The 12,054-nt window shown below is 61.7% G+C and carries 13 protein-coding genes; 9 read left to right on the top strand and 4 right to left on the bottom strand.

Annotated features, from left to right (window positions below):
• Window positions 1-205: 205 nt before the first annotated feature.
• On the top strand, window positions 206-577 hold the full coding sequence (locus tag AB4Z00_RS19610) for a DNA -binding domain-containing protein (protein WP_442046974.1): 372 nt from the start codon (window positions 206-208) through the stop codon (window positions 575-577).
• Window positions 578-615: 38 nt separating this feature from the next.
• Here AB4Z00_RS19610 and AB4Z00_RS19605 read toward each other — a convergent pair whose 3' ends face one another.
• The 4 genes from AB4Z00_RS19605 to AB4Z00_RS19590 all read right to left on the bottom strand — a co-directional run bounded on the left by AB4Z00_RS19605 (window position 616) and on the right by AB4Z00_RS19590 (window position 2,951).
• Window positions 616-789 (bottom strand): hypothetical protein, encoded by a 174-nt coding sequence (locus tag AB4Z00_RS19605; protein WP_442046973.1) that lies wholly within the window; start codon window positions 787-789, stop codon window positions 616-618.
• Between the two features lie 48 nt (window positions 790-837).
• Window positions 838-1,206, bottom strand: a complete 369-nt coding sequence (locus tag AB4Z00_RS19600) for a hypothetical protein (RefSeq protein WP_442046972.1) — start codon at window positions 1,204-1,206, stop codon at window positions 838-840.
• A 158-nt stretch (window positions 1,207-1,364) separates the two neighbouring features.
• Window positions 1,365-2,108, bottom strand: a complete 744-nt coding sequence (locus AB4Z00_RS19595) for a hypothetical protein (RefSeq protein ID WP_442046971.1) — start codon at window positions 2,106-2,108, stop codon at window positions 1,365-1,367.
• A 183-nt stretch (window positions 2,109-2,291) separates the two neighbouring features.
• Window positions 2,292-2,951 (bottom strand): MucR family transcriptional regulator, encoded by a 660-nt coding sequence (locus AB4Z00_RS19590; protein WP_442046970.1) that lies wholly within the window; start codon window positions 2,949-2,951, stop codon window positions 2,292-2,294.
• 426 nt (window positions 2,952-3,377) lie between these two features.
• On the opposite strand from AB4Z00_RS19590, the gene AB4Z00_RS19585 reads away from it, so the two are divergent.
• The 8 genes from AB4Z00_RS19585 (at window position 3,378) to AB4Z00_RS19550 (ending at window position 11,750) form a co-directional block, all read left to right on the top strand.
• Window positions 3,378-4,016 (top strand): SOS response-associated peptidase family protein, encoded by a 639-nt coding sequence (locus tag AB4Z00_RS19585; protein WP_442046969.1) that lies wholly within the window; start codon window positions 3,378-3,380, stop codon window positions 4,014-4,016.
• A gap of 103 nt (window positions 4,017-4,119) precedes the next feature.
• Window positions 4,120-4,569 (top strand): LexA family protein, encoded by a 450-nt coding sequence (locus AB4Z00_RS19580; RefSeq protein WP_442046968.1) that lies wholly within the window; start codon window positions 4,120-4,122, stop codon window positions 4,567-4,569.
• A 3-nt stretch (window positions 4,570-4,572) separates the two neighbouring features.
• Window positions 4,573-5,835, top strand: a complete 1,263-nt coding sequence (locus AB4Z00_RS19575; RefSeq protein ID WP_442046967.1) for a Y-family DNA polymerase — start codon at window positions 4,573-4,575, stop codon at window positions 5,833-5,835.
• A gap of 123 nt (window positions 5,836-5,958) precedes the next feature.
• Window positions 5,959-7,542: an SIR2 family protein gene (locus AB4Z00_RS19570; protein ID WP_442046966.1), complete on the top strand. Its 1,584-nt coding sequence runs from the start codon at window positions 5,959-5,961 to the stop codon at window positions 7,540-7,542.
• Between the two features lie 689 nt (window positions 7,543-8,231).
• Window positions 8,232-9,341: an ArdC family protein gene (locus AB4Z00_RS19565; protein WP_442047009.1), complete on the top strand. Its 1,110-nt coding sequence runs from the start codon at window positions 8,232-8,234 to the stop codon at window positions 9,339-9,341.
• Entirely contained in the window at window positions 9,338-9,742 is a 405-nt protein-coding gene (locus tag AB4Z00_RS19560; RefSeq protein ID WP_442046965.1) for a DUF2958 domain-containing protein, read from the top strand. Before AB4Z00_RS19565 ends, AB4Z00_RS19560 begins: the two co-directional genes overlap by 4 nt.
• 116 nt (window positions 9,743-9,858) lie before the next feature.
• The gene (locus AB4Z00_RS19555) at window positions 9,859-10,239 is read left to right on the top strand and encodes a ParB/RepB/Spo0J family partition protein (protein ID WP_442046964.1); all 381 of its coding nucleotides are present in this window, start codon (window positions 9,859-9,861) and stop codon (window positions 10,237-10,239) included.
• On the top strand, window positions 10,236-11,750 hold the full coding sequence (locus tag AB4Z00_RS19550) for a chromosome partitioning protein ParB (RefSeq protein WP_442046963.1): 1,515 nt from the start codon (window positions 10,236-10,238) through the stop codon (window positions 11,748-11,750). The genes AB4Z00_RS19555 and AB4Z00_RS19550 overlap by 4 nt, the downstream gene beginning before the upstream one ends.
• Window positions 11,751-12,054 lie beyond the last annotated feature (304 nt).

Here is a 12,054-nt window from a genome sequence, read left to right as displayed (position 1 = left end):
GGACCGGGATTGTCTCTCGGCCCGGATAATCTGGCATGCCCTTCACGATCCATCGACACTGAGCGTCGAGGCGGGGCCAGGAACGCCCGGCGATGCCGGATGCCTCGATGTCGAGAGGATCAGACCTTGGCTGACTGCGATTCCAACCGCTTCAGGCGGCGAACACGCGGTATTGTCCGACGGGAGTCATCATATCAGGCTGGACGTGATCGCGGGATCCCTGAGCCGGCATTCCACCGTCCGGTTGCGCTTTTGCTTCGATGGCGTGACCCGGGCCGAACCAGGCGTGCTCTCGCTCCAGCGGCTCCTGGCACTCCATCGCCACGGTCGGTTTGGAAAGATGCTCTACCCCCGCGACCCTGCTATCGCGCGAGGTGTCGTGTTGCTGCGCGTCCATGACGCATTGAGCGATGGTGCGAGCCTTCGCGATCTCGCCTGCGCCATGGTCGGCGGGGATGTCGTCGAACAGGATTGGGGTGGTCCCTCCGATTCCCTGCGCTCGCGCATTCGCCGGCTCGCGCGGCAAGCACGCGAGATGGCGCTGGGGGGATACAAGGAACTCCTGCTTCGCAAATGAGACCCCGCCGAAAGATGCGCAGGAAATGAGCGCGGCTCTTAGCGGGACTTGGCCAGTCCGGGGACCAGACGCGCGGCTGCGAGAGCGCCGATCATGTACGGACCATCGTCACGCTTGCCGCTGCGGATTTCCCTTAGAAACTTGCGGTTGTCGAGACCCCGGCTTTCAAGTTCGCTTGCGACTGCGTCGCGGATCTGATCGATGCTGTCCATATGCTCCGTCCTTGAGGGTGGAACATATATAGAACAAAATTGAACCGATCAAGTCCGACGCGGACGCCCCCGCTTCTTCGCGGGAGGGGCAAGCATCAGGTCGACGAGCTCGATGCTGCGTACCGCGATCGGCGGATCTTTCGAAATCTGCACCGGCTCGCCGCCGTTTAAGTAGATGTCCTCCCAGTAGGTGATGCGCCGGACGAACTCACTTCGTAACTGTTTGGCGAGGTCCCGCTGGGACTCGGAGGACCCGAACTGCGTGCTGAGGACGGCGTGCTTGGCGGCATAATCGGCAGCAATCTTGACGATATCGAGCGGCGTGAAGGCAATGCCGCCGGCCGACAATGCGTCCTGCGCTGCCTCCGCCGCCTGGATGACCTGCTCGCGGGCGAGGGTCCGGGTTGATTTGGCCATAGGAACGATCTCTCAGGAATTGTCATCGTCCGTAAGCTGACAAATGCGACCGCTTCGCGGACGCTCCTGTCCTCTATTCAGCGACGTCTCGATAATCCCTCTCGGTCCCGGCGCTTCCCGGGTTGGGAGACTTTCCGCGCAATTTGTGCATGGTCGCTTCAGTTTTTGGAGCCGTTGATCCCGTTCCCGGAGGTGCCGGACGCCGCAGGGAGACTATACCGGTAATCTGCGCGGGGGATCTGCAGGACGCCGCCCGAGCGCCTCGCTATGAAAGCCGCCTTGCTGTCGGTGACGAGCGTGATGCCTTCGATGGCGTCCGGACCATAGAGCGCGCAAAGGCAGTTGTCGGATTTCAGAGTCTTCCGTTCATTCTTTGCGCGCTGGGCGCCAAGTTCCCGAGCGGCCGCAGGGAAAGTGAACATCGCCGCTTTCAGCGCGATACCAACGGTGATGATGGCGACGAGGAGAAAGGTCATGGCGTAGACCTCCCGCAGCGAGGGCTCGATGTGGAAGAACTTGCGCGCGCGTTCCGGATCCGAGCTGTACTTTTCGACGAGATGCTTGATGAAGCCATACACGATCAGCACCAGCAAGATCGCAGGGACCGCCAGAGCGTAGAACTTGGTGCTCTCGGCCGATGCAAGCACGATTTCCAGCCCTTTTGTCGCCAATCTCGTACTTGGCAGGCTGAATGTTCCTTCGGGAAGCCCGAACCCCTGTCCGTAGCTGTCGTAGTACTGCACGCCGAGATAACTCAGCCACGCATAGCCCGTACTACCCAGGAGGAGGTGGATCGCGCCTAGGACCAGGGCCGTGAGTGTCAGCTCTTGAAGTCCCAGAAGACTGGTCAGGGAGAACGGCGCTTTTGTGTCGCTCGGAGCGGGTGTTGTGGGGGCAGACATCTGTAGCTTCCGGTTTTGGTGCAGTTGGTGCGCACCGCTTCTGGAAAGTCATGCCTTTGATGCAATAGGAAAAATTTACCCACCGACGGATGTGGCCACCGGTCGGCGCAGTTCGGTTCCGGCTGGCGCCTGAAGTGCGGGAGCAAAGTACTGCGGCCCGCACTCCAGACGAGGTACGCGCTGTTATTCGGACGGCGCCGCATTGGTTGCCGACTTCGGCTTTCTCGCAGTCTTGCCGCCGGTGGCCGCCTTTTTCGCGGGGGCTTTCTTGGTCGGAGCCTTATCGGCCGGAGCGCTCGCGGAAGGCGCAGTAGCGGCTGCAGGGGTGTCGCCGGGAACAGCGGAGGGTTCGGCTACTGCATCGGCAACTGCGGAATGCGCCTTCTTGCTCTTGGTTTTGGCGCCCTTCTTGCGCCCGAGGCCGATCTCCTTTGCAAGCGCCCGCCGGCGCTCGGCATATTCCGCCGCGACGAACGGATAGCTCGCAGGCAGATTCCAGCGCGCCCGGTAATCCTCGACCGAAAGCTGGTGGTCGGTGGTGAGGTGCCGCTTGATCGTCTTGAACTTGCTACCGCACTCGAGGCAGACGATGCCATCCGGCTTTACCGAAGCACGCACGGAGACCGCGGGTGTAAGCACTTCCGGTTGCGGCGCAGGAGCTTGTCCAAGCGACGCCAGCGATCCGTAAACCGCCTCGATCAACTGGGGAAGCTGCGCTGAGGGAATCGAATTATTGCTGACATGCGCGCTGACGATGTCAGCCGCCAGCGTAAGTAGAGCTTGGTCTGCCATGATGTATTTACGTGCCCGAATTTCTTTTTGTGGGCGTTTCGTTTCGTTCATTGTCATCGCGGGCGCAAGCGGGATTGCAGGCAATGCGGATCAATTCTTTCCCTCGCCGTGATCCCTTTCCGGACCGTTTCCCAAACCGCTCATGTCGCCCGGCATTGAAAGCGGTGTGATCGGACAGTGCTTCTCCCGAAGTCCAGACGGCCGCCAATACGCCGCTGCCGCTTCCGGGAGTGAGGCCACGATATCGATCACCCGCCGCCCGCCTCCATAACGCGTACCCCTGGCCTCCTCGTCCTTTTTGGCGGCGTGCAGGCAAGCGTTACGAATTGGGTCAGGGACTACGGGCGGTGACCGGCGTCTTCGGCGCCGCCGCCCATATACGGTACTGCCGCAGGCATGATAGGTTCGAGTGCCGGGCGGGTCATTGGGCAGGCTTGGTCGGTACGGGCAACAGCCACGGCAGAGGAGAGGGCCGCCATGTGCAATCGAGCCAGAATGCGCGGTGAGCCGGAAACCCTGTTCGGCTCGGCCGCCCACCTGTTCACCGAGCGTCCGCGTGACAATCGCTTCGATCCGCAGGAATTGCGGCCGAAAGGACGCAGCTATGTGATCCGCGAAGAGGGCGAGATGCGCGGATGGGATATCATGACCTGGGACGTGCTCGGCGGAAAGGCGGCCTGGCCGATGACCAATGTGCGCCAGCTCTCGCTGCCGCAATGGCGCCGGCTCGCGGAGAAGCCGGAAAACCGCTGCATCGTGCCGCTCACCGAATTCTGCGAGTTTACGCCGGAAAAGCACGATCTCGATGATGGGAAGCCCCCGCTTAAGGGCGAGATGTGGTTTGCAGTCACCGACCAGCCAACCTTTGTCGTTGGAGGCTTCTGGCAAAGGACCGAGACCGGCAACGGCTTCACCATGGTGACCTGCGATGCCAATGCACTGGTCGCGCCTATCCACCCGAAGGCCATGGTGACCATCCTCGATCCAGGTGACGTGACGACCTGGCTGCGCGGCAGCTACGACGAGATCGTTTCGCTGCAGCGGCCCTACGATCCAGCAAAGATGGTCGTGAGAGGGCCGGTATTCCCGACGCGGCAACCCCAAGCGGAAATCTGAAAAGCGTGATTTGACAGCGGGTTGAACGGTTTATCCGTCGAAATCGCTCCGTCGTCGTTTTCTTATGTTCCCAATATGTTCCGAATCGCGTTATTGGGATGGCATGTCTTCCGGCTTTGCCTTGCCCCCTTCGATTCCTCTGCCGCTTGGCGAACTGCCGCGCGAGTGGTGCCTTCGCGTTATCGGCGCAGCCGGCGCCGGCTTTCCCTCGCCGGCCCAGGACTGGGAAGAATCCGCGATCAATCTCGTAGAGCTGCTCCGGCTCGATCGCGCTGCCAGCTTCGTATTCCGGGTGAGCGGGCAGTCCATGGTCGATGCGGGGCTGTTCGATTCCGATGTCGTTGTGGTCGACAGGGATGCCAAGCCCGTGAACGGGCGCATCGTCATTGCCGTGGTCGATGGCGGTTTTGTCGTTCGCCAACTCTGCTTTCGCCATGGTGTCCCGATGCTCGAGGCGCGCAATAGCCGCATGCACTACGAGCCGGTCGTGGCGGACGAGACAGTGGAAGTCTGGGGCGTCGTGCGCGCGAGCGTGCGCAACCTTCAGGGCTAGCCCATGACCTGGGCCATTCTCGACATCGAGAACTTCTACTGCAGCGCTGAGCGCGTCTTCGATCCTTCGCTGCGCGGTGTGCCGCTTCTCGTGTTGTCGAACGGTGACGGCTGCGCCATCGCGCGCTCGGCCGAAGCCAAGGCGCTCCACATTCGCATGGGCGCGCCCATGTTCCAGATCCGCGATGTGGTGGCGAGGCATGGCATCCAGTGCCGTTCCTCCTCCTACGAGCTCTACGCGGACATGAACCGGCGCTTCAATGCGGTAATTGCTGAGTTCACCGATACGGTCGAAATCTACTCGATCGACGAATCCTTCTTTCGTCTGCCGGTATTGCCGAGCGGCCTCGGCGACGTCGAGATGGCGCACCGTGTCCGCGCTGCGGTCAAGCGCTCGGTGGGTCTCCCCACCCGCATTGGCCTCGGGCCGACGCGGACACTCAGCAAAGTGGCAAACGCCCTCGCCAAGGCGTCCGAAAAAGTTTGGGGCGGGGTTGTCGATCTGCATGACGAAGGCCTGCGGCGGCGGCTCTTGGCGGCCTGGCCGGTCGAGGAAGTCTGGGGCATCGGACCTGCATTGGCGAAGCGCCTGCGGCCGCTCGGCGTCCGGACGACTGCCGAGCTTGCTGCACTGCCCGCAGAAGTGGCGCGCGACGTGGGAACGGTCGTGCTCGAGCGGTTGGTGCGCGAACTCAACGGCATCGAATGCACCGATTTCGAGCCGGAGCCGGCTGCGCTCAAGTCCACGGCGGTCACGCGCAACTTTGGCGAACCTGTTCGGGACGTCGAGGCGTTGCGCGAAGCCATGGTGCGGCGCGCAGTACGCGCGGCCGAGAAAATCCGTCACCAGCGGTTGCAAGCGAGCCGCCTGATTGCCTTCGCACATGGCAGCCGCTTCAAGCCGAACGCGCCCTCGGCCTCGCGCGTCGGGCGGCTTTCGCCTGCCAGCAACGATCCGCGCGTCATTGCCGGCGTGGCCGGCAGGATGGCCGAGGCCATGTTTGAGGTCGGCGCAGTCTACACCAAGTGCGGCGTGATGCTCGAGGGTCTGGAACAGGAGGCGCGTGGGCAGCTCGACATGTTCTCCGCCCCGGATCCCAGATCGCCGAAGCTGCTGGCCGCGCTCGACGAGATCAATACAAGGTTCGGGCGCCAGACCTTGCGGCTGGGTTCTGAAGGGATGGGCGTGAAGGCCTATGATACCAAGCGTGCCTTGAAGAGCCCCTCCTGGACTACACGGATCGATCAGGTTCCAGTGGCGCGGTGATTAGTCACCACGGAGGTGTGAATCGATCGCCAAGCCGGGGTCATGCCGTTGAAGTGGGCAAATACATTGCGATTGCGGGTGTATGACCTTAACTGCGCTTCGTAGCTCCCAAAGAGGCAACACATGTCCGATCCTGCAGAAGTCCTGAAAGAAATACTCGACCGTCATCCGGCGGCCCCATTTCTCTTTGTCGGTTCGGGATTTTCGCGACGCTATCTAGGGACGGAAGCTTGGGCAGGCCTGTTGGAGCGCTTCTGCGCGCCGATCAAGGCATTCGGATATTACAGCTCGCGGGCCAATGGCGATCTCTCGCAGGCCGCGTCCTACATGGCGCTCGACTATAACGAGTGGTGGTGGAATGCTCCCGAAATGGAGGCCAGCCGCCAGGAATCTGAGAAAATTGTAAGATCGGATTCTGACGCGCTTAAAGTGGAAATATCCAATTACATTGGTAACTTCTCCCTAGACGACGGTCGATCCTCTGAAAACGGTGATGAGCTCGCGACGTTAGCGAGCGCGGCCGTTGACGGTATCATAACGACGAACTGGGATTTCCTCCTGGAGGAACTGTTTCCCGACTTCAAGGTGTTCGTGGGGCAGTCGGAGCTTTTATTCTCCAATCCTCAGGCGATTGGTGAAATATATAAGATACATGGATCTGCTGGTGATCCTAATAGTCTGGTGCTCACTAGCGAAGATTATGCCGAATTTACGTCGAAAAATCCATACCTCGCTGCAAAGCTGGTAACAATTTTTGTCGAGCATCCGATCATCTTTATCGGATATTCTATCACCGATCCTCACATTCGGGCGATAATTACATCTATCGCCCAGTGCTTGACGCAAGATAAGATTGCGGCGTTCCAGGAAAATTTGATCTTTGTGCAGCGGGTGAGCGATGGCGAAGTGCCGTCGGTCGAAAAGGCTACACTTCAGTCGGACACTTTCAGCGTGACCATGACTGTCGCGAAGATCGCCGACTTCCAGGAACTCTATGGAACCCTGACCACTGCCAGGCGCAAAATACCCGCCCGCGTATTGCGGTTCTTCAAGGAGCAGCTCTACGAGCTGGTTCACACTCCGGACGAAATCGAGAAGAAACTGGCGGTGGTGGATTACGAGGAAATCGGCTCTGCCGATGAGGTCGAATTTGTGGTCGGGGTCGGTGTTGCGAAGAGGCAGAAGGAATTCGGAGCAAAGGTCGAGGAAGCCTTAGCGAAAAAGGGGTACGCAGGGATCACGGCAAATGAGCTGTTCTCAGATTGTCTGGCAGACAAGACGCGCTTTGATCCTGCGCATTTGCTTGCGACAGCTTTTCCTGTCTTTGCGAGATCAAATAGAACCTTCACGCCTATTTTCCGTTATTTGAGCCTTGCGGGAATTTCGAGCAACGAAGATCTTAACGATTCGAAACTGGAGGGCGCCAAGAAGGTCGTGCAAAAGTTACGCTCGGCAAGTTATACGTTGCCTGCGTACAGGGCTCGCTTCGATAAAGGCTTCGCAGGACTGTCGACGGCTGAAATAATAGAAAAGTGCTCGGTCTCTGAAGCTGTGCTAATGTTGCCTTTTCAACCGGCTGAAGAGGTTGATTTGGATGTTCTTCGCGAATTCTTGGTTGAAAACGCTGAGGCCGATGGAAACGAGTTCTTTAAGAATAATTGCCGAAAGATGGTTTGTTGTTACGATCAACTTAAATATGGTTTTTGAATTCGCGTGGCGGAATGCGACAAAATTACTCGATCTCCATCGTGGACTTGATCATCTACTGATCGCTTGGCCGCGTCCTCTGTTGTTTGGATTTACGACGAGGCGCCTCGCGCCCGCCGGCGCGACCGCGCTCCATGCCGCGCCCGGGCGGGCTGGCCGCCCTTAGCCCGCGCGCAGGCACCGAGCCCCTCTCCGGGTCTCGGCCTGCCGGTTAGGATCGCTGGCGCGGATGAGGGCGAGCATGCTCGCCCTCATATGGACCCTCACGTGCTTCGCCCGCGCGCGGCGCCGTTTGTGAGCCTCTCCCGGGCAAAGCCGGGGGTGGGCTCGACGCCCGTCTAGGCCCGCCGCCGGCTCCTGCAAGCCGCTCGTTCCTCGCGGGCTCCTCCACTGCGTTACGGCCCTTGCCACCCCGATCCAGCGGATCGGGGCCCCGGCTGCGGGTGCAGGCGCCGCCTGGACGCGGGCCTCGTCGGTCGTCCGGGCCGCCCACCCCCGTCTTTTCCGGGGAGGCCATGGTGGTTTTTGGGCAGGCTTGGAGGTGAGACATGCGCAGCAATCGCAAGGCCTCGCAATGCGCGAGGTCGCAAGTTCGGGTTCTCTGTGAAACCGGTTCCGGCCAAGGCAGCTCAACCGGACGTGCCCGGCCAAAACGGTCGGGGACATCGGAGCGCGGGCGGCCCGACGATGTGGACAAGCCGGTTCATAACTGCCGGCACAAGCTTGGGGGTAACTCTGCTGTCAGCCGTTCCCGGGATCGGCAGTCCGGGCAGGAAAGTGAGGCAAAATCCCGATCCTCGCTTTACGACGAGGTCACTGCGCGGATCGTGGCGGAACTGGAGGAGGGACGTTTCCCTTGGGTGCAGCCGTGGAGTAGTGCAGCTTGCGGAAGCGATCTCGGGGGCGGCGGGGTGCCCTGCCTGCCGCGCAATGCGCTGACCTTGCGAACATACTCGGGCATCAACATTCTCCTGCTCTGGGCATCGGCGCTTGCCCACGGCTGGGAGCGCCCCGGCTGGCTGACCTTTCGGCAGGCGCTCGCGGCGGGCGGGAATGTGCGCAAGGGCGAGCAGGGGACGCAGGTCGTCTATGCCGATCGCTTCACGCCCGAAGCCGAAAAAGAACGCGCGCGGGCGAGCGGTGACGAGGCCAAGTCCGTTGCCTTCCTCAAGCGCTTCACCGTTTTCAATGTGGCGCAGTGCGATGGATTGCCGGATGATCTCGTTCCCCCGCCGGTCGCCTTGCCCGAACGCGAGATCGTTCCGGTGGGTGAAGCGGTCATCGCCGCAAGCGGGATCGATTTTCGTATAGGCGGCGACAAGGCGTTCTATTCGCCGGGGCGGGACTTCGTGCAGGTGCCCCCGCAGCAGGCCTTCCACGATCAGGTGAACTTCTATCGGACGGCGCTGCACGAATTGACGCACGGCGTCGGCCATAGTTCGCGGCTCAATCGGAACCTGACCGGCGCATTCGGTTCGAAAGACTACGCACGGGAGGAATTGATTGCGGAATTGGGTTCGGCGTTCCTTTGCGCGGCGCTCGGGATCGTGCCGACGGTGCGCCACGCCGACTATCTGGGGGCGTGGCTTGAAGTCCTGCGCGAAGACAATCGCGCAATCTTCCGGGCCGCCAGCATGGCGAGCAAGGCAGCGGATTGGCTGCTCGCGCGCCATGCCGCCGCAGATGCGGAAGTGGCGGCCGATCTCGCTGAGGAAATCGGGGCTGCGCGAACCGGCGCGCCAGCATGCGCGCGCCGAACCGATGTCGTGCCCGCAGATGAGGGGAGGGCCGGGGCATGACGATCATTTCCCAATCCACCCGCGCGATGCTGAGCGCCAACTTCGAGCATAGCATCAAGAATCCCAAGTTCGATCCGCTGCCGCTGGTCCGCCTGTTCAATCCGATGGGCCGCGCGGTCTGGCTTGCAACCGAACTCTATGCCGACGACGACACGCTCTACGGCCTTGCCGATATCGGGCTCGGGACGCCGGAACTTGGCATCTTCTCGCTTCGCGAGATCGAGGCCATCCGCCTTCCGCTCGGCATCCGGATCGCCCGCGACCTCGGATTTGCCACCCGGCATCGTCTGTCGATCTGGGCCGAGGCGGCGCGCCTCGCAGGGTCCATACCCGACGCCGCCGACCTCCTGAGCCGCCTTACCCGCGAGGATCCGGGCGCAATCAGACTTCTGCCCCGCTGAGGGGCCGATGACGCAGGCGGTCGGTGCAATCCCGCTCGGGCGCCTCAACCTAAGCCGGTCCACCTTATCCCATCACGAACTCGGTGGACCGGCACTCGCAATCAGGAGTGCTTTCCATGAAACTCGAATTCATTGCCTTGGGCAACCTTGCCGTCAGCAAATCCAATATGCGTTACGCCCGTAAGGCCCCCGACGTGTCCGACATTCTTCCGACCGTCCGGGCGCGCGGCGTAATCCAGCCGATCCTCGTCCGGCCGAACTGCCAGCCGGGGCACTACGAGATCGTTGCGGGCGCGCGCCGCTTCCATGCCGCGCGGATCGTTGCCGACGATACCCGAGCGAACGCCGCGAAAGGGGAGGGGGCACGACCGGACGATGGCGGCGACGAGGCCGAGGCGATGATGCTTCCCTGCGCCATTCTCGATGAGGGCGACGACGCCGATGCCATCGAGGCATCGCTGATCGAGAACATCGCCCGGCTCGATCCGACGAAATGACGCAGTGGGAATGCTTCACTCGCCTGATCCGCGAAGGCCGCAAGGTCGAGGAAATCGCGATTACATTCGGGCTGCCGGACCTTGCAGTCAGGCGCGTACTGGCGCTCGGTAATCTGCTGCCGCGCATCCGCGATCTCTATCGCCGCGAGGAAATCGACGTTGCGACCGTCCGGCAATTGACCCTCGCCTCTAAGAGCCAGCAGCGTGATTGGCTCGCGCTGCGCGACGACCCCAATTCCTATGCTCCCTGCGGATATCAGCTAAAGGCATGGCTGTTCGGCGGTCAATCGATCGCCGTAAGCCACGCGCTGTTCCCGGTCGAAGGCAGTGGCCTTTCCACGGTATCGGACTTGTTCGGCAGCGAGGCCTATTTTGCCTGCGGCAAGACATTCTGGCCGCTCCAGAATGCCGCCATCGAGGCGCGCTCTCGGCAATATCTGGAGAAAGGCTGGGTTGATGCAGTCGTGATCGGACCCGAGGCCAACTTCCACTCGTGGGAATACGAGAAGACGCCCAAGCGCAAGGGCGGCCGTGTCTATCTCGATGTGCGCGCGAACGGCGAGGTCGTGATCCATGAAGGCTACCTCTCACGCAAGGAAGCCGCCAAACTGGCCCGCAGCGAGGCCGCGGGAGCAGGGCAGAAACCCGTGCGACCAGAAGCAACGGCCATTACCGGGACCTATGTGGATTTGCACCGCCATGCCGCCGTGCGCGCGGCGCTTATCGGGCATTCCGGCCTCGCGCTGCGCATGATGGTCGCGCATGCGATTGCCGGGTCCCCGCTGTGGCGCATCGTGCCCGAGCCACAGAGCGTCAGGAACGATGCCGTCAAGGAAAGCGTCGAGAATTGCCGCGCCGAGGCTGTGTTCGACGAGCGGCGACGCGCGGTTCTGGCGCTGCTGAACTTGCCCGACGACGAACCCACGGTGATTGGTGGAACCGGCTACGGCATGCGTGGTTCCGGGCGGGAATTGTGCAGGCTGTTCGCCCGCCTCGTCGAACTTCCCGATGGCGTTGTCATGGAAGTTTTGACCATCGTCATGGGAGAGGCGCTGGCCGCTGGCAGTCCTGCGGTGGAGACGCTCGGTGTCGAGATGGGAGTTTCCATGGCCGATTGGTGGGAAGCGGACGCCGCTTTTCTCGAAACGCTGCGCGACCGCGAGGTGCTTCTGGCAATGGTTCGTGAAATCGCCGGTGATGTCGTGGCCGACGCCAATGCCGGGCAAAAGGGCAAGACGCTCAAGGGGATCGTCCGCGATCATCTGGCCGGAAACGGAGGTCGGGAAAAGCGCGAGGGCTGGGTGCCGCGCTGGATGACCTTCCCGCCTTCCGCCTATACGGCGCGGGGCGGGGTGGGCACCGTCGAGGCGCATGTGCGCGCCATGCGCGCGCCGGGGCCTGACGAGGATTACGGTGAAGGGGAAGGGGCCGAAGCGGAATCGCCGGACGACGATTTCGTTGCCGATGAAGGCTGCGAAGTAGGGACTGGCGAGGACCGGGAACCTGCGTGAAATAATCGGGCGGAGGCGGATTTACCGCTTCCGCCCGATCCCCTTGCGAGGGCTCGAAATTTTTGCGGCGGTGCCGCGCCCTGAAAGGCGCGGCCCCGCCGCCTATACCAAATGTTCATTGCCCGGAGCCATTCGCGGCGGCACGGTTTATCCTGAGAACACCGGTAATAAAAGGGGCCATCCGTCGGCTGAGAGCACCGGGATAAAAAGGGGCCAGTCCTGCTAACCTCCGTTTTTGGGCGGAGGAGAAGGATGAAGAGAGTGGAGCTTTATCATCAGAAGGTCCGGCGTGCGGTGATGATCG

It is taken from the genome of Novosphingobium sp. YAF33 (assembly GCF_052113265.1).
In the GTDB taxonomy this organism is placed as follows: Bacteria; Pseudomonadota; Alphaproteobacteria; order Sphingomonadales; family Sphingomonadaceae; genus Novosphingobium.
This window is presented reverse-complemented; position numbering and strand designations above follow the sequence as displayed.